The sequence below is a fragment of the Corynebacterium urinipleomorphum genome (genome assembly GCF_900155535.1).
GTDB classification, from domain to species: domain Bacteria; phylum Actinomycetota; class Actinomycetes; order Mycobacteriales; family Mycobacteriaceae; genus Corynebacterium; species Corynebacterium urinipleomorphum.
The window spans coordinates 1-16529 of the sequence record NZ_LT706962.1 but is presented as its reverse complement, the minus strand read 5'-3'; the positions used below and the strand labels follow the sequence as shown (position 1 = coordinate 16529).

Annotated in this window: 15 protein-coding genes and 1 rRNA gene; 9 read left to right on the top strand and 7 right to left on the bottom strand. The window is 62.9% G+C overall.

The annotated features are described in order from the left end of the window. The first annotated feature begins 4 nt into the window (after nt 1–4). Nucleotides 5–700, top strand: a complete 696-nt coding sequence (locus tag CZ338_RS00715) for a resuscitation-promoting factor Rpf1 domain-containing protein (RefSeq protein ID WP_087116197.1) — start codon at nt 5–7, stop codon at nt 698–700. A gap of 68 nt (nt 701–768) precedes the next feature. Here CZ338_RS00715 and CZ338_RS00710 read toward each other — a convergent pair whose 3' ends face one another. Both CZ338_RS00710 and CZ338_RS00705 read right to left on the bottom strand, forming a co-directional pair. Continuing rightward, nucleotides 769–2178 carry a YeeE/YedE thiosulfate transporter family protein gene (locus CZ338_RS00710; RefSeq protein ID WP_087116195.1) on the bottom strand — a complete coding sequence of 470 codons (1410 nt, stop codon included), beginning with the start codon at nt 2176–2178 and terminating at the stop codon, nt 769–771. Nucleotides 2179–2355: 177 nt separating this feature from the next. Then, nucleotides 2356–2556: a hypothetical protein gene (locus CZ338_RS00705; RefSeq protein WP_087116193.1), complete on the bottom strand. Its 201-nt coding sequence runs from the start codon at nt 2554–2556 to the stop codon at nt 2356–2358. A 53-nt stretch (nt 2557–2609) separates the two neighbouring features. On the opposite strand from CZ338_RS00705, the gene CZ338_RS00700 reads away from it, so the two are divergent. Further along, the gene (locus tag CZ338_RS00700) at nt 2610–4664 is read left to right on the top strand and encodes a helicase-associated domain-containing protein (protein WP_087116191.1); all 2055 of its coding nucleotides are present in this window, start codon (nt 2610–2612) and stop codon (nt 4662–4664) included. On the opposite strand, the gene CZ338_RS00695 is transcribed toward CZ338_RS00700, so the two are convergent. Then, nucleotides 4661–7477, bottom strand: a complete 2817-nt coding sequence (locus CZ338_RS00695; protein WP_087116189.1) for an FAD-binding and (Fe-S)-binding domain-containing protein — start codon at nt 7475–7477, stop codon at nt 4661–4663. The two genes, CZ338_RS00700 and CZ338_RS00695, sit on opposite strands and share 4 nt — an antisense overlap. A gap of 86 nt (nt 7478–7563) precedes the next feature. On the opposite strand from CZ338_RS00695, the gene CZ338_RS00690 reads away from it, so the two are divergent. From CZ338_RS00690 to CZ338_RS00675, 4 genes are read left to right on the top strand one after another with little or no spacing between them, the layout of a single operon-like run. Next, entirely contained in the window at nt 7564–7821 is a 258-nt protein-coding gene (locus CZ338_RS00690; RefSeq protein ID WP_087116187.1) for a helix-turn-helix transcriptional regulator, read from the top strand. Beyond that, a complete protein-coding gene (locus tag CZ338_RS00685; RefSeq protein ID WP_087116185.1) occupies nt 7818–8264 on the top strand; it encodes a hypothetical protein in 447 nt (148 codons plus the stop codon). The genes CZ338_RS00690 and CZ338_RS00685 overlap by 4 nt, the downstream gene beginning before the upstream one ends. A 2-nt stretch (nt 8265–8266) precedes the next feature. Beyond that, the gene (locus tag CZ338_RS00680; protein WP_087116183.1) at nt 8267–9145 is read left to right on the top strand and encodes an ABC transporter ATP-binding protein; all 879 of its coding nucleotides are present in this window, start codon (nt 8267–8269) and stop codon (nt 9143–9145) included. Further along, entirely contained in the window at nt 9145–10344 is a 1200-nt protein-coding gene (locus tag CZ338_RS00675) for an ABC transporter permease (RefSeq protein ID WP_087116181.1), read from the top strand. Before CZ338_RS00680 ends, CZ338_RS00675 begins: the two co-directional genes overlap by 1 nt. Before the next feature lie 29 nt (nt 10345–10373). On the opposite strand, the gene CZ338_RS00670 is transcribed toward CZ338_RS00675, so the two are convergent. Both CZ338_RS00670 and CZ338_RS00665 read right to left on the bottom strand, forming a co-directional pair. Continuing rightward, a complete protein-coding gene (locus CZ338_RS00670; RefSeq protein ID WP_087116179.1) occupies nt 10374–10658 on the bottom strand; it encodes a type II toxin-antitoxin system RelE/ParE family toxin in 285 nt (94 codons plus the stop codon). Then, nucleotides 10642–10893, bottom strand: coding sequence for a type II toxin-antitoxin system ParD family antitoxin (locus CZ338_RS00665; protein ID WP_087116177.1), 252 nt, complete (start codon nt 10891–10893; stop codon nt 10642–10644). Before CZ338_RS00665 ends, CZ338_RS00670 begins: the two co-directional genes overlap by 17 nt. A gap of 101 nt (nt 10894–10994) precedes the next feature. Between CZ338_RS00665 and CZ338_RS00660 the strand changes: the two genes are divergently transcribed. From CZ338_RS00660 to CZ338_RS00650, 3 genes are all read left to right on the top strand, one after another. After that, entirely contained in the window at nt 10995–12635 is a 1641-nt protein-coding gene (locus tag CZ338_RS00660; protein ID WP_087116755.1) for a DNA repair helicase XPB, read from the top strand. A gap of 11 nt (nt 12636–12646) precedes the next feature. Then, nucleotides 12647–13297 (top strand): DUF3239 domain-containing protein, encoded by a 651-nt coding sequence (locus tag CZ338_RS00655; RefSeq protein WP_087116175.1) that lies wholly within the window; start codon nt 12647–12649, stop codon nt 13295–13297. A 108-nt stretch (nt 13298–13405) separates the two neighbouring features. Continuing rightward, nucleotides 13406–15232 carry a purple acid phosphatase family protein gene (locus CZ338_RS00650; RefSeq protein ID WP_087116173.1) on the top strand — a complete coding sequence of 609 codons (1827 nt, stop codon included), beginning with the start codon at nt 13406–13408 and terminating at the stop codon, nt 15230–15232. Nucleotides 15233–15307: 75 nt separating this feature from the next. Here CZ338_RS00650 and CZ338_RS00645 read toward each other — a convergent pair whose 3' ends face one another. Both CZ338_RS00645 and rrf read right to left on the bottom strand, forming a co-directional pair. Further along, on the bottom strand, nt 15308–16102 hold the full coding sequence (locus tag CZ338_RS00645; protein ID WP_087116171.1) for a sulfite exporter TauE/SafE family protein: 795 nt from the start codon (nt 16100–16102) through the stop codon (nt 15308–15310). Nucleotides 16103–16205: 103 nt separating this feature from the next. After that, nucleotides 16206–16323 (bottom strand): 5S ribosomal RNA (gene rrf / locus CZ338_RS00640). Nucleotides 16324–16529: the final 206 nt, after the last annotated feature.

Here is a 16529-nt window from a genome sequence, read left to right as displayed (position 1 = left end):
CCGCATGGGACGACACAGCAAGCAGAACCGTAACTTCACCACCAAGGCCGTCGCCGGTGCCACCGCAGCTCTGGCCACCACCGCCCTGGTGAGCCCGATCGCTTCCGCCGCCCCGGACTCCGACTGGGACCGTCTGGCTCAGTGCGAGGCTGGCGGTAACTGGCAGATCAACACCGGTAACGGTTACTACGGCGGCCTGCAGTTCTCCGCCGGAACGTGGCGCGCATACGGTGGCGGAGAGTTCGCAGCCCTTCCACACCAGGCCACCCGCGAGCAGCAGATCGCTGTTGCAGAGCGGACCCTCGCCAGCCAGGGCTGGGGCGCATGGCCGGCATGCTCCGCACGTCTGGGCCTGAACTCCGCACCGACCCCGCGCAACGTCTCGGCAAACAAGCCGGCCCCGAAGCCGGCAGCTCCGAAGCCCGCTGCCCCGAAGCCTGCGGCACCGAAGAGCGCCGAGTTCGAGGTTGACGCTGTTTATTCTTCCATCACCCGCGAGCTGAACAACCGCGGCATCGCTGTCCCGGCTCAGGTGACCGCCACCTACAAGGCAAACCGCAACGACTACAACGCGTTCTACCTGGCCAACAAGGACCTGGTCGATGCTGTCCTCGCTGGTGACGCGCAGGCTGTCGGCGCTGCCGTCCAGGCCAACGTCAACGACTACGTGGACGGTGTGAAGAAGCAGTACCTCGGCTAAATCTTCAGCCAACACGCCAAAAGGCGCTCATCCCCATCACGGGGAGAGCGCCCTTTTTCTATGCCCGACTACTTGACCACTGTGATCTGCCAGCCAGCGTTCTGGTTTTGAACGAAGCCTTTCACGCTGTGGCCGTTATCGGCGGCCCACTGCGGAATGGACTCGGTGGCCTGGGTGCAGTCGAAGTCGATGACCAGCTCTTCACCCGGCTCCAGCTCCGACATGGCCTGCTTTGCCTCGATCAGCGGGAACGGGCACACCGCGCCGAGAGTGTCCAGGGCGTAACGGCCGTTGCCCAAGGGTCGGGCCGTGGTCGCCTGCTTCGGCTTGGTTTTCAGGCCGACACCGCCGCCAGCGGAGACGATATTGAACTTCGGCGCCTCCTCCACCTCGGTCTCGCGGGACGCCACACCGGCGAGCTGCGGGTCACTGATGGACTCATCAGTGGTGTACACCCCAGAGTCGGCGCTGCCCTGCTTGACACCGGACGGCTTCAGCCACAGCTTCGCGCCGACGAATACACCGAGCGCGATGAAGGCCATAGCCACCCAGCCTTGGTAGCTGAACAGGGAGGTCTGAACCATGCCGTTGCCTACGGTGCATCCGCCGGCCAGCGATGCGCCGACGCCCATTCCGATGCCGCCGAAGATCGCGCGGACGGAGGTGCGGGCGTCCGGAACGCGGATGCGGAATTCGCCCGAGACCTTCGCGGCAATGTAGGAGCCGACCAGGATGCCCAGGACGAGCAGGGTGCCCCAGTTCAAGAACTTGCCGTCGCCGGTGGTGATGTAGCTCATCAGGTGCGCGGACGGGGTGGTGATTCCAAGGCCGTCGTTACGCCCGGTCGCCGCAGACAGCGGCCAGGCCAGGACGCCGAGCAGACCGATGACCGCACCAGCGGTGTACGGGTGCAGCGGCTTGCGGTACCACGGCTGCTGCAGCGTCACCTTCGGCTTCGCCGCGTCGCGTGTGAGGTAGCGCTGCGCGACATAGGCGGTGGCAAGAGCCAGCGGAATGGCGAACCACCACGCCGAAACGCCGAATGTCTGCGGCAGTGTGGTCCAGCCGGTGTCCCACTGCTTCATCCAGTCATTGAACCCCGACAGGAAGCCGCTCTTCATCGCGGCGGCGGAAAGACCGTAAAAGAGGAGCGCGAACCACGACCCCACGAGGCCCTCGCCCGAGCGGTACCAGGTGCCCGATGCGCAACCGCCGGCCAGGATGATGGCAAGGCCGAAGATGAACCCACCGACGGCCACGGCGAGCGGGGCGAAGGTGCGGTACTCCGGCGAGATGACGCCCAACGACGTGAGCGCCGCCAACCCGATCGCGTGGACAGCGATGACGATGAAGAAAGCGACGAGACCGCGCCCCTGCTTTTGCAGGAACACGTCGCGCAGCATACCCGTTACGCAGAATCGTCCGCGCTGTATGACGATGCCGAGGGCGGCGCCGACCGCCAAGCCGGTCACAACCATGGAAACCTCCAGTGCTTGTTATGAGTTAGCAAAACACTGGGAAGTCTACAATCTACATACCAATTAGTCTAGAAAGTGGCCCAATTAAGCATACCGCTTTGTCTATTTCATCTAAGCGAAAGAAACCGCGCAGCACCCCTCACCGGGGATAGTGCGCGGCTCCCTCAGTACGCGGACTTACTGCGCGGTGTTGATGCGCAGAGTGTTGTGCACGTAGCCGGTCTCCTCCCACGGGCGGGGCAAGATCAGGTCGTTGCCGAAGGGGCTGTTGGCACCCGCGAGCTTGGAGGAAATCTCCGTCACCGGGTGGCCGTTACCCGGGGTGTGCGCAGGCCACGCCGGGTTGATCTGGGTGATGTTGTCAACGTCTTTAGCCATAAGCCTCATTCTTTCACGTCACCGCCGGAAACGCACGTAAACTCACCCCCGCAATGACTTCCTTCTCCCGCTCTCTCACCCAGCTCGACGACTCGGCGCTACGCGCGCTCATTTCTGCGCGCCCCGACGCGTTCTTCCCCGCGCCGCCGCAGATGAGTTCGCTAGCAACGCGGCTCACGCTTCCAGGGTCGATGGCGCGTGCTTTACGACATCTCACCGCCCCCGATCTCGCCCTCCTCGAGCGCCTTGCGGATGCCGGTGCCGAATTCGACCCCTTCGACGCCACCACGGAAGCTGAAGCTGGGAAGCTCGACAACCTCCGTTCCCTCGCCCTCGTTTTCGGCCCAGACGACGAGCTGCGAATAGCTCCGGGAGTACTCAGCGCCGTCCCATCCGGCTGGCGGGTCACCGATCCTGTGCCCGACAACCTCGCCGAGCTCATGGATGATCTTTCTTCCCCGGAGCGGAAAGTCCTGGAGACTCTCGCCGTCAACGGCGGAGTGGGCACCACCAAAGCGGCGGCACCGGATGCGGACCCGGGCACGCCCATCGCCAGGCTTATCACCCAAGGTCTCCTTGTCCGCGTGGACTCCTCCACAGTCCGTCTCCCCCGGCCCGTCCGAGACGTACTGCGCGGTCATCCCCCGCGAACCTTCCCCATGACCGAGCCAATGGAAAAAGACATCGACCAGGATGCCGTCGATCAAGCGGCGGCGACTCAAGGACTCGATGCGGTGCGCCAGCTACGCCAACTGATCACACTGTTGCTCGCCGACCCCGTCGCTTTGAACAAAGACGGCTCCGTGGGTGTCCGAGCCCGCACGAACTTGAGCAAGGACCTGGGATTCGATCCCGCCCTGCTGATCACCGTTGGTGAATCTGCCGGCCTCATCGGGCGCGGCAATGTAGACGACACTGATGTTCTCGCCGCGACGCGGGACGCATTGACATGGCTTGACGCCACGTTGCCCGATCAGTGGGCGATTCTGCTTGTGGGTTGGGCCGCATCCCCGTGGCGCACGGACACAGACGAGAAGCTGCTCTCCCCCGAGATGCACTCCCCCGATGCCCGCGGTGCCCGCTTGACTGTGCTCCGCCACCACGGTGATCCCTTAAGCCTCTTCTTCCACGCGCCGTTGGCGGCGTCCCAACTGCCTCCAACGTTCATCGACACAGTGGCGGGGGAAGCTCAGTTCGTCGGTGCCCTCGACGCGACCCCGGCCGCGTCCACTCCCCTCACCGCTTTGCTCGACGGTGAAGACATCGCAGCGGCCACGCGTGCTCTCGTCCCGCCGGCCGTCGACACGTTGATCGCGCAGGCGGATCTCACTGTTCTCGCGCCCGGACCGTTGGAGCCGGAGATGGGCGCGTTCATGGAATCCATCGCGGAGCTTGAATCCCCCGGAGTGGCCAGCGTGTGGCGCCTCACCGACGCATCTGTGCGCCGGGGGTTGGATAACGGACTGACTGCTGACGAGATTCACGCGTGGTTGGACGCGCACGTCCTTGGCGAGGTCCCACAGGGCATCACGTTCTTGGTCGACGACATCGCCCGCACCCACGGCTCCATCCGCGCCGGCGCGGCAGTGAGCTACATCCGCAGTGCGGACCCGGCACTTATCACGACGGCAACGGAGAAGCTCGGTGCGCTTCTCCGCCCTCTTGCACCGACCGTGGCAGTGTCGCAATTGCCGCTGCCGAAGCTCATGGTCGCGCTGCGCAAAGCTGGTTTGCAACCCACCGCGGAGGATGAGACTGGGGCGCAGCTGAACATGGCGCCTGAACCTGCACTGGTCCCCGCGACACCTTCCCACCTGCCGCGGCCGACCACCGTCACCGACGAGCAGGCCAATCAGATCATCGCCCGCCTGCGGTCCGGGGAGGTGCCGACGGAACACTCCACCGGCGACACCCTCGAGACTCTGCGGGCGGCAGCACGCGGGAAACGCCAGGTCACCCTCGGCTACGTGGACAAGAACGGCCGCGGTCAAACCCTGACCGCCCGGCCGCTGTCTGTCACCGCGGGGCAGGTCGACGTGCACGTGGCCGCCACCGACTCGGTGGTGCGCATCGCACTGCCGCGCATCACCAAAGTGGTGCTGGCTTAGCGGCTCACCCGCTCGAGCACCTCCAGGACGTGCTCATAATCCCGGCCCGTCGCTGCGGTCAGGCCGAGCTCGCACGTGCGGTTCGAGGAGGCATGGCACTGTGCACCGAATTCGGCGACCTCCTCGGCCTCGCGCTTCGTGGCGGCGCGAGTCAGCTCCGGGTGGAGCATGCCGCGGTCACCGGCGTAGCCACAGCAGTTCCACTCCGGTGGCACGTTGACTTTCTCGGCGGCGGCGGAGGCGACCTGCGTCAGGGCGTCGATAAGCGAAAGGTGCGTGGCGGAGCACGTCGGGTGGATCGTGATCGAATCAACCTTCGTGGAAACCTCGAGTTTGTCCACCACCTCGTCGTTCACAAACGCGACGGCGTCGATGACAGTGATGCCGATGGTCTCCGCCATGTCCATGAAGCCGTGGGTGCAGCTGGTCGCGTCCACGATGACGGGCAGGCGGCCGCCGTCGGTGGCGGCGATGAGCTCGTCGTTCACGCGGCGCTGCATGATGTCGTGGCCGGTGGCCATGCCTTTCGACGCCCACGGGGTGCCGCAGCACATGCCGTCGATGCCCTCCGGCACGACGAGCGACAGCCCGGCGCGCTCGACGAGTTTTGCGAATGCCGCGGACGCACCGATGCCTTCGCCCTGCGGGCCGAACATGGAGTTCACGCAGGCGGGCACGAACACACCGACGGGCTCTGCGTTCGGGTCGCCGATGCGTGTGCCGAACGCCTTGGAGCGGGAGACACCGCCCTTGGTCAGCTCCGGCCGGTAGGACGGCACCGTGTCTTCGCCGACGAGTGCGCGGGCGACATCGGTGACCTTCTCCACCAGCGAGGCGGGCAGGTAGTGCGCACCGGTTAGCGCTGTGGAGGCGAGCTTATTGCCCGGCCCCCAGGCTCTCGCGGCCGCCGCCCAGCCAGCCGATTCCACGGCACCGGCCTGTCCGCGGCGCAGGGACTTGATGAACTTGCCGGTGTCAATACCCACCGGGCAGGCCGTCACGCACATGGAATCGACGGCGCACGTGTCAATGCCCTCGTACTGGTACTCCTTATCGATGTGCCTGACCAGCTCGGTGTCGCCGTCCTTGATCGCCTGCGCGCGGGCGCGCCGCACGACGATGCGCTGGCGCGGCGTCATGGTCAGGTCGCGCGACGGGCACACCGGCTCGCAGTAGCCGCACTCCACGCAGGAGTCGATCTCGTCTTCGACCTGCGGGTTGAGCTTGAAATTCTTCATATGCTCGCGCTCGTCCTCGGTGATGATCACACCCGGATTCATCACCCCGCGCGGGTCGGCGGCCCGCTTGACCTCCACCATCACCTCGTAGAGCTCGTCGCCGTACTGGCGGCGCACGTACGGCGCCATGACGCGACCGGTGCCGTGCTCCGCCTTGAGGTTGCCGCCGGCACCGAGCACCAGGTCCACCATCGCCTCGTTGAAGCCGTCGTAGCGGCCCAGGTTCTCGTCGCCCTCGAACCGGTCGGTGATGAGGAAGTGGATGTTGCCGTCCTTGGCGTGGCCGAAGATGACAGCGTCGTCGTAGGAGTATTCGTCGAATAGCTGCTGCAGCCCGCCGCACGTGTCGGCGAGGTCCTCGACAGGCACGGCAATGTCCTCGAGCAGGGCTGTCGTCCCGGACGGGCGCGCCTCAGCCACCTGCGCGTAGAGGCCTTTGCGGAAGGCCCATGCCTTGGCCGCCTGCTTCGGGTCGGTGGAGAACTCCGCCGTGGTGGACAAGTCCAGCTCACTCAGGAGTGTCGTGCCCGCCTGCTCGTATTCGCGCAGCTGCTCTTCCTCGTTCGCGTGGTATTCGATCAGCAAAGCGGCATGCTGGTCCAGCTCGAAGCCGGTGATCTGCTCTGGCACGGAGTCGAAACCGCGGCCGACAGCGATGGAGCGGGAGTCCATTAGCTCGAGCGTGGCCGCCTTCGAATCGAACAGGGCGGGCAGGGAACGCGTCGCCGCGTCGATCGTCGGGTACACCGCGATCGTGGTGGTCTTCAGTTTGGGCACCTCCACCGTGCGGAGGACAGCCTCGGCGATGAATGCCAGCGTGCCCTCGGACGCGACGAGCAGGTGGGTGAAGATCTCCAGCGGAGTATCAAAATCCAGGAATGCGTTGAGCGAGTAGCCCATCGTGTTCTTCAGCGCGAAGTGCTGCTCGATCTTCGCCACGGATTCCGCATTGCCTCGAACGCGGCGCTTCAATTGCTCGAGCTTTTCGACGAGCTCGGGTTCCTCCCGCGCAAACTGCGCCTCCGCATCCGGGTGCGCAGTGTCGATGACGGTGCCGGACGGCAGCACGAACGTCAAGGACTCAAGCGTGTTGTAGGTGTTGTACCGCGTGCCGCACGCCATGCCGGAGGAATTGTTGGAGATCACGCCGCCCAAGGTCGCCGCACCCTCCGACGCCGGGTCAGGCCCCAGTTTCCGCCCGTAGGGGGCGAGGTGCGCATTGACCTGCCGCACTGTCGAGCCGGGCTGCACCCGCACGCGCTTGCCGGCGTCGAGGACTTCGACGCCGCGGAAGTGCTTGCGGACGTCGATAAGCATTCCCCCGCCTCCGGCCTGCCCGGACAGTGACGTGCCGCCCGCGCGCAGCACCACCGGCGTGCCGGAAGAAATCGATGCCCGGAAAGCGGCAGCGACATCATTCGCGTTGCGCGCCTCCGCCACCACCTGCGGCGTGTACAGGAAGTGCGACGCGTCGTGCGCGTACTTGATCCGGTCGATCTGACGGGTGGAAATGGTCTGGTCCGATCCCAATTCGCGAACCAGGTGCGCGGCTGGGGAGGTGATTGTCGCAGTCATAGCTTCATGCTATCCCGACGGCCTTCATCTCACTTTTTTCGTTCAATTCATTGACAGTTCGTTGTAGTTATACAACACTTACTTGTGTGTCACCACGAAAACAACCGAAGATCCCGATTCACAACCGGGTTCGCGTCTTGCGGGCAGAACGCGACATGTCGCGCGCTCAGCTCGCGGAGCTCATCGACGTGAACCCGCAGACCATCGGCGCTCTCGAACGCGGAGACCACTCACCAAGCCTCGACCTAGCGTTCCGCATCTGCGACGTGTTCGACCTCCCCGTCGAGGCCGTGTTCTCCCATGATGAGTTCGCCCCCATGTCGAAGGAGCTCTACCCGAAATGAAATACAAAACCCAGAATGGCACTAGCGCGCTGATCGCGGTGTTCTGGCTCGGCATCGCTGTCGCGCTCGGCGGCACAGTTGCCGGATTGATTGTCGACGAGAGCTGGATCCTCAAAGCGCTTCTCATCCCCGGAATCCTGGTCAGCATGCTCTGCTGGTCCAAGCTCCGCGCAGCGAACAACAACGCCGACACCGCCCCCGAGGAAGAACTCGACGAATACGAGCGCAGCGTGCTCAGCACCTGGCGAAAGCGCACCCTCAGCGCATATTCACTGCTGACAGGAATTGGCGGCTTCGCGTTTCTGCTCACAGGCTCGCTCCGTGACGCACCCGACAGCACAGCGCTCACAGCCGCTGGTTACTTCATGCTGTTCACCTTCCTCATCGTCTATCCGCTGCCCATGATCGGCTACGCCATCACCTTCAACCGCAAAGAGGACTGAAAATGACCACGCTAGAAATCAGGGACCTGCACAAACGCTTCGGTGACACGCAAGCACTCGACGGGATGAGTTTCACCGTCGGCGACGGGGAGCTCTACGGCTTCGTCGGCTCCAACGGCGCCGGCAAGTCCACGACCATGCGTATCGCGCTCGGCGTGCTCGAGGCAGATTCGGGCGAGGTACTTCTCGACGGCACCCCGCTTGACGACGCCTCACGCCGCCGCATCGGCTACATGCCCGAAGAGCGCGGCCTCTACGGCAAAGAAAAGATCCTCGACCAGCTCGTCTTCCTGGCCAAGCTCCACGGCGTGGACGGCGCCGCCGCAAAGCAGCGGGGCACCGAGCTGCTCGACGGACTCGGCCTAGGCGAGCGGGTGAACGACAAGCTCGACGACCTCTCGCTGGGCAACCAGCAGCGCGTCCAGCTCGCCGCGTCGCTCATTCACGATCCGGACATTCTCATCCTCGACGAGCCGTTCTCCGGCCTTGACCCCGTCGCCGTCGACGTGATGAGCACCATGCTCACCGACCGCGCACGCCGCGGCGTCCCCGTCGTCTTCTCCTCCCACCAGCTCGACCTTGTCCAGCGCCTGTGCGACCGCGTCGGTATTGTCACCCGCGGCCGCATGGTCGCCGAAGGCACGGTCGACGACCTGCGCACTAAAGGCCCCGTCCGCTTCCGCGTGGGCACCACAGCCCGCGGATGGCTCCCGGAGGGCACGCAGCTTATCCACGACACCCCCACCCACGTCACCCTCGAAACCACCTCCGCTGACGACGACCAGCGCATCCTCCGCGCCGCTCTCGCCGCCGGTGACGTGCACGAATTCACCCGCGTCGTCCCCGACCTGACCGACCTGTTCAAGGAGGTTGTGAAGTAATGAATACGAGCACCTACTCCCCTCTCCACACCATCCTGACCACCGCCAAGCGCGAAATCCAGATCCTCTTCAGCAAGAAATCCGTGGTGATCACGCTGCTGATCATGCTGCTGGCCATCATCGGCGGCATCGGCTTCGCCGCCTGGCAGAAGGACAAGGACCCGGAGGACAAGGCGCAATCGGTGGCTGTGGTGAACGTCGATAAGCAATTGCTCGACGGCTCCGGCTTGGAACCGCGCGATGCCGCTGACCGTGCGGACGCTGAGCGTCTCGTGCGCGACGGCGACGTCGAAGCCGCACTCATCGCCGAGAACGACACATGGCAGGTCGTTTCCGACGGCTTCCCCGACGATGGCGTGATGAGCAGCGTCGACGCCCTCGCCGAGACCTACTCCCAGGCAACCGCGCTAGAGAAGCTCGGCATCTCGCCTGCTGAATACCAGGCGGCCGCTCCCGCCATCGACGTCGTCCCGGTGGACATCGGCGACCTCGACGCCGGCAAAGACGACGAGGCCTCCAAACAAGACTTCATCCGCCTGCTCACCGTCTTCATCCTGATCATGCTCATCGTGTTCATGGTGATCACCTTCGCAGCCCAAGTGGGCAGCCGTGTGACGGAGGAGAAGTCCTCCCGCGTCGTCGAGCTCATCCTCTCCACCGTGCGCCCTTTCGACTTCCTCGCCGGCAAGATCCTGGGCAACCTCGTCTTCGGATTCATTTCCACCGCGATCCTGCTCGCTGCCGGGTTCATCGGGTTGCAGGTCACCGGGCTTCTCGACGACATTGAGATCGCTTGGTCCGTCCTCCCCGTCATGCTGGTCGCCTACCTTCTGGCCATGGTCTTCTTCGGCGGCCTCTACGCCGCCGCCGGTGCAATGGTGCAGCGCACCGAGGACCTGCAGTCCACCCAGATGCCGGTCCTGCTGCTCATCCTCGCCAGCGCCTACGTCCCCGCCTTCGGCTGGATGAGCACCGACGCCACTTGGATGCAGGTCATGAGCTGGATCCCGCCCGTATCTATCTTCGCCGCGCCGCTGTCCTACGCTGCCGGCGACTTCACTGGCGGCCAGCTCGCCGTATCCTTGGCCATCGCCGCCGTAGCAACCCTCGCGGTCGTGTGGGTCACCGCCCGCATCTACCGCCGCTCCATTCTCAACAACGGCAAGACCACCACATGGTCGGAGGCGCTGCGGGGTTAACCTCTCTGCCTGGATCCTTCCCGCGCACCTTAGAGGTGACGGGACGGGTCCATTTTTTGATGGAGTACGCGAATGACAATCACGCCTTGATCATCGAGACGATAGATGATCATGTGACTACCTGCGGCCCGTTGGCGATACCCAGGAATCCCCGGAACAAGCTTTCCTGACGTGGGATGATCAGCAATCCATTCAAATTGCCTTTCCACAGTTCGCAAGTAGAACTCCGCTTGCGCTGGCCCCCATTGAGCCTCGGAATAGGACCAGATCCCCCGCAAGTCCTCAACGGCTTCTTCCCTAAGCCGGTACGTCATCGCCACGCTTCATCTTTTCTATGAATTCATTGAAATCAAAGTCCTCTACAAGCCCCGATTCCTCCCCCTTCTGGATCTCACGATGCAAGACCTCGAGCCGCCGCTCATAGTCTTCAATCATGCGGAGGCCAGCGCGTATCACTTCACTAGACGTTGCATAGCGCCCACTTGCCACCATTTGAGCGATGAATTCCTCATAATGCGGCCCGAGAGTCACCGAAGTGTTTTTAGCCATGGGCCTATAGTACCAATTTTAGGTACCTCGCCCTGTGGCTCTGCCTAGCGTTCCAAGCCCCGCCAGCGCTTCACCATCACCAGGCGGGCATAATGTCCCCCATGCCTTTAGGTGACGGTCCGCTCATCGTGCAATCCGATAAAACTGTCCTCCTCGACGTCGCGCATGCGGAAGCGGGGGCGGCACGCGCTGCGCTCGCCCCCTTCGCGGAGTTGGAGCGCGCGCCGGAGCACGTGCACACCTACCGCATCACTCCCCTGGCCCTGTGGAATGCGCGGGCGGCCGGCTTCGACGCCGAGCAAGCGGTGGACGTCCTCGAGCGCTACTCTCGTTTCCCCGTCCCCCAGGCGCTCCTCATCGACGTCGCCGAGACCATGGCGCGCTACGGCCGCGTGCGCCTGCTCAAGCACCCCGCGCACGGCCTCATCCTCGAGGCGGACGAGGCCGCGATCCTCACCGAGATCACCCGCAACAAGAAGATCGCGCCAATGGTGGGCACGCTTATCGACGCCACCACGGTCCCCGTCCATCCCTCCGAACGCGGCCGGATCAAGCAGGAACTGACCAAGCTCGGCTGGCCCGTCGACGACCGCGCCGGCTACGTCGACGGCGAATCCCATCCGATCCAGCTCAATCACGATGGCTGGGAGCTGCGCGACTACCAGCAGTACGCCACCGAATCTTTCTGGGAAGGCGGCTCCGGAGTGGTCGTCCTGCCGTGCGGCGCCGGCAAGACCATCGTCGGTGCGGCGTCAATGGCGCAGGCACAAACCACGACCCTGATCCTGGTCACCAACACCGTCGCCGGCCGCCAGTGGCGCGACGAGCTGCTGCGCCGCACCACGTTGACCTCCGACGAAATCGGCGAGTACTCCGGCGAACGCAAGGAGATCCGTCCCGTCACCATCGCCACCTACCAAGTGGTCACGCGTAAAACGAAGGGCGAATACAAAGCGCTGGAACTATTCGACTCCCGCGATTGGGGCCTGATCATCTACGACGAGGTACACCTTCTCCCCGCCCCCGTTTTCCGTATGGCAGCCGACCTCCAGTCACGCCGGCGCCTCGGCCTCACCGCCACCCTCGTGCGCGAGGACGGCCGCGAAGACGACGTCTTCTCCCTCATCGGCCCCAAGCGTTACGACGCCCCCTGGAAAGAACTCGAAATGGCCGGCTACATCGCCACCGCCGAGTGCGTCGAAGTACGCACCACGCTCACCGACGACGAGCGCATGATGTACGCCACCGCCGAGACCCGGGAGCGGTACCGCCTGGCGGCGTGCAGTGAAGGGAAGCTGGGGGTCGTCGATAAGCTGCTTGCCCGGCATGCTGGACAGCAGACCCTGATCATCGGCGCGTTCATCGAGCAGCTCGAAGACATTGCCGCGCGCACGGGCGCACCGTTGGTCAGCGGCACCACATCCACCAAGAAGCGCGAAGAAGCCTTCGACGCGTTCCGGAACGGCGACATTGCGACGCTCGTTGTGTCGAAGGTGGCGAATTTCTCCATCGACCTGCCCGAAGCCGCCGTGGGCATCCAGGTATCTGGGACATTCGGATCGCGCCAAGAGGAAGCCCAGCGCCTCGGACGGCTGCTGCGCCCCAAAGCCGACGGCGCGGAGGCGTTGTTCTATACCGTCGTTGCCCGCGACACCCTCGACGCCGAGTACGCCCAGCACCGCCAGCGCTTTCTCGCGGAACAGGGATACGCCTACCGTCTCGTGGACGCAGCCGACCTTTAGACTTGAAAGCTATGAATCGCTTTCACTTCGACGTCGACGAGGAATTCGCCAAAAAGCACAACGAGATGCTGCGCGACACCCGCAAGGTGACCATCTCGGGCGTCAGCTTGTTCGTCATCTGCGTTGTCGCGGCTGTTCTCCTGTGGACGTTGACTCCGGATAACTCCGCATGGGGCTGGTTCGGCGTGATCGGCCTCGTTCCCTTCGGCCTCGTGATGCTCATCGTCGGCCTCATGGTCCCCCGCTCCGTCGGCGGCGCGCAGGAACTCTACGACCGCTACCCGCTCGCACCCGCCGTCATCGCCGAAGTCAACCCGCGCGACATGGTGCTCATGGCGCTAGTGAACATCAATGTCGACGAATCCCTCCCGCCGAAATACGCCGCCGCACTGCGCACAGTCTCCTCGATCCCCGGCATCGACGACCCGAAAGTGGGCACGAAGATCCCCTCCGTCGCCGTCGGCGGCCGCCGCACCACCCGCGACAAAGACCACTGGCAGGAAGTCACCCCGATGCCCATCGCATGGGCCACGCCCGACCAGAACGTGGTCAAACAAGCGCGCACAGCCATCCCGCAGGACCAGTGGCACATGCTCGACAAAGCACGCACCAAGCTTGACGACGTCAAAGCCACCCCCATGAACCTCCTCCCCCTGGAGTGAAAACTATTACCAGGTTCACCACGAGGTCAGACTAAGGCAACGGCCAGTTAACCCCAACCATGCAGTGTGGATAGTGACAGTATCCACACTGCCGAAGGGTTCTTAACCGTGCACTCCAAATCCACATCTTTCAAACTTCTCGCCGTCCTGACCGGAACGACGGTCGTTCTCACCGCATGCTCGTCCAACAACGAGACTGTGGAAGAAACCGCCACAACAACGAACACCGAGACTGAGGCGAAAGAAATCGACCCGGTCTACGGGGAAAAGAACGGCCTCGACCTGATCGAACTCCAGGACGACAAGCCTGAGGTGGCCGAGGTCGTCGTCGACAACGAGCCCGACCGCATCGCAATGAACATCACGGAGGACCCGTCCACCGAGATGGCCTTCAACTGGTACACCAAGGACGACCTCGACGACTCAATGCTCCGCGTCTCCGACCAGGAAGACATGTCCGGAGCCATGGAATTCCCCGCCGAGACCACCGAGGTGACCAGCCGCTACGCCGAGCGCGACAAAGACGGCTACTACATCTACGCCGCCGCAACCACCGACGACGAAGACGAATTCATCCTCGATGACGAAGGCAAGCCCAAGGAGATCAAGGGCTACTTCACCGACCAGCAGATCACCCGCGAAAACACCAAGTGGACCTCCGAAGGCCCGAGCATCGGCTACCTCGAACTCGTCGACGTCAAAGAGAACAGCAACAAGAGCAAGGCAACCGGCCTTGAACCGGGCAAGAAGTACTACTTCCAGGTCGGCTCCGAATCCTCAGGCTTCTCCGAGACCGGAACCTTCACTACCTCCGACCCGAACGCTGAGGAGGTGCAGTTCATCCACTACACCGACACACAGAACGCGTACTGGAACGCCAACGTCAACAACGAGGCTGCCTACGGCGCAAACACCCTGGAAAAGGCGATGGAGGTCGCCCCGAACGCTAACTTTGCCGTGCACACAGGTGACTTCGTGGAAACCGCCGCGGTGGAAGACGAGTGGGTAGACAACCTCAACATGTCCCGCAAGGCCAACCTCAACCTGCCCCACGCATACACTCCCGGCAACCACGACGAATACAACTTGCTGTGGGAGGACGGCAAGGACCTCACCGCATTCAACGAGCACACCAACGCACCGGTCACTGACGGCGCTATTGACGGTGGCTCCTACTACTCCTACGACCACTCGGGCGTGCACTTCGTTGTCCTGAACACCAACGACAACAAGGAATCGGACGACAACCCGGAGCAGGGCGCGATCGGCAAAAAGCAGATGGAATGGGCGAAGCAGGATATCACCAAAGCGCGTGAAGCCGGCGCGAAGTGGATCGTGTTGACGTACCACAAGCCCGTATACTCGGCCTCCTACCACGCTCTTCAGGACAAAGACGTACAAGTCACCCGCGAAGAGTTCGTGAAAATCGCCGACGAGCTCGGAGTCGACCTCGTCCTCCAGGGCCACGACCACAACCTGACCCGCACCAAGTCCCTCGTGTACACCCCGGATAATTTCTCTTACGGTGAAGTCGAAGACACCGAGAAGGAGACCATCGACGGCGTTGAGCACCACGTCAACCCCGAAGGCGTCACCTACATCATCCCGAACACGTCGGGCACCAAAGCGTACGACGCCATCTACAAGAAGGGCGTCGACCACGTCCACAAAGTCCGCCCGAAGCTCGACTGGATGACCGAGGAAGACGTCAACTATTGGAACTCCCTTTACGACGTCGCCGAGCAGCCGTTCGACACCCCGAAGTTCGACCACAAGCACGAGAACTACCGCCAGTCGACGGTCCAGTGCTTCGCCGTTTACACCGTCACCGACGACACCTTCAAGATCGACTTCTACAAGGTGAAGGGCGACCTGCACACGGGCGAAGAACGTGAAGTGGAGCTGTACAACTCCTACGGCATTGTGAAGAAGTAAACGCCTCTGCCGCTTCAAACCTCAAGGAGCCGGGTCCCAACAATGGGCCCGGCTCCTTGACGCTTTGTGGATCGTCTAAATGAACTGCCGCACCAGCGCGTACAGCGCCACGACGACGATCAGGCCTTTCAGGAACGTATTAGACAACCTCTTAGCGATCCGCGATCCGACCAGGCCGCCAATCAAACCGCCCACTGCCAGAACCGCCACACCGACCCACAGGATCTCCGCGTCGAAGAACACAAACGCCACCAGGTAGACCAGCGCCGCGACCGTGTTCACGATCATGGAGAGAAAGTTCTTGACAGGGTTCACGTCCTTGAACGGATGGCCGGTGCCCACACCCATGATCGCCATATACAGAACACCCTGGGCAGCCGTGAAGAAGCCACCGTACATAGACGCCAGTCCCATCGCACCGACAAGCCCCGGCCTCTTGTACGGCTGACCAATGAAGCCGTCGCTGTCTTCCTCACTGACAACTTGATTCTTCGAGAACGCCTGCACAAACCTCTGTTGGAAGATCACAAGAATCAAAGCAACAACGATGAGAACAGGAATGACCCAATCCAGAGCTGAAGAGGGCGTGAACAGCAGAAGCAGCGAGCCGGCAGCCGCACCAAGAACGGTCGCCACAATAAGTGGGCCGAGATACGGCATCTCCCTCTTCGTCTCATTCCGGAAACCGTAGGCAGAACCGAAGGACGCGAACATCATGCCGATTGTGTTCGTGCGCACCGCCACTCCCGGAGGGACGCCAAGGGCCAACAACACGGGCAGCGTCAGTAGCGAACCCGAACCAACTGCAGAGTTGATGATGCCGGCCATGATGCCCATGGCGAACAACAACAGGCCGGATAGAACACTCATCGAATCAATTCTCCTGAAGCCGATTACGGGGTATAGAACACGAAAAAGCGACGCTCCTTGAGGAGTCTATTCCTCGAGGAGCGCCGCGTTAAATTAAGTTTTTGGTCGGCGGTAACTTACTCTCCCACACCCTCCCGGGTGCAGTACCATCAGCGCGGGTGGGCTTAGCTTCCGGGTTCGGAATGGGTCCGGGCGTTTCCCCACCGCTATCAACCACCGACACACCTTTGGGGGTTTGTGTCATGGTCGCATCACACGAGTGTGTGTGCGGGTTATTGAGTTATCTGTTCTGTGTGGCCACACGTTAGGGGTGTGTGGTGTGTCAGATACTGCATAGTGGACGCGGCAGGTCATTTTGTCTGCGTTTTTTGCGTGTTTTCGCCCGTGTCGGGGTTGAACAATTGTTGTGGTTTGTTGGTTGGTGTAT

Coding starts and splice junctions, on each gene's coding strand:
- CZ338_RS00715 (WP_087116197.1), top strand. CDS start 5: ATGGGACGACACAGCAAGCAGAACCGTAACTTCACCACCAAGGCCGTC.
- CZ338_RS00710 (WP_087116195.1), bottom strand. CDS start 2,178: ATGGTTGTGACCGGCTTGGCGGTCGGCGCCGCCCTCGGCATCGTCATA.
- CZ338_RS00705 (WP_087116193.1), bottom strand. CDS start 2,556: ATGGCTAAAGACGTTGACAACATCACCCAGATCAACCCGGCGTGGCCT.
- CZ338_RS00700 (WP_087116191.1), top strand. CDS start 2,610: ATGACTTCCTTCTCCCGCTCTCTCACCCAGCTCGACGACTCGGCGCTA.
- CZ338_RS00695 (WP_087116189.1), bottom strand. CDS start 7,477: ATGACTGCGACAATCACCTCCCCAGCCGCGCACCTGGTTCGCGAATTG.
- CZ338_RS00685 (WP_087116185.1), top strand. CDS start 7,818: ATGAAATACAAAACCCAGAATGGCACTAGCGCGCTGATCGCGGTGTTC.
- CZ338_RS00680 (WP_087116183.1), top strand. CDS start 8,267: ATGACCACGCTAGAAATCAGGGACCTGCACAAACGCTTCGGTGACACG.
- CZ338_RS00675 (WP_087116181.1), top strand. CDS start 9,145: ATGAATACGAGCACCTACTCCCCTCTCCACACCATCCTGACCACCGCC.
- CZ338_RS00670 (WP_087116179.1), bottom strand. CDS start 10,658: ATGACGTACCGGCTTAGGGAAGAAGCCGTTGAGGACTTGCGGGGGATC.
- CZ338_RS00665 (WP_087116177.1), bottom strand. CDS start 10,893: ATGGCTAAAAACACTTCGGTGACTCTCGGGCCGCATTATGAGGAATTC.
- CZ338_RS00660 (WP_087116755.1), top strand. CDS start 10,995: ATGCCTTTAGGTGACGGTCCGCTCATCGTGCAATCCGATAAAACTGTC.
- CZ338_RS00655 (WP_087116175.1), top strand. CDS start 12,647: ATGAATCGCTTTCACTTCGACGTCGACGAGGAATTCGCCAAAAAGCAC.
- CZ338_RS00645 (WP_087116171.1), bottom strand. CDS start 16,102: ATGAGTGTTCTATCCGGCCTGTTGTTGTTCGCCATGGGCATCATGGCC.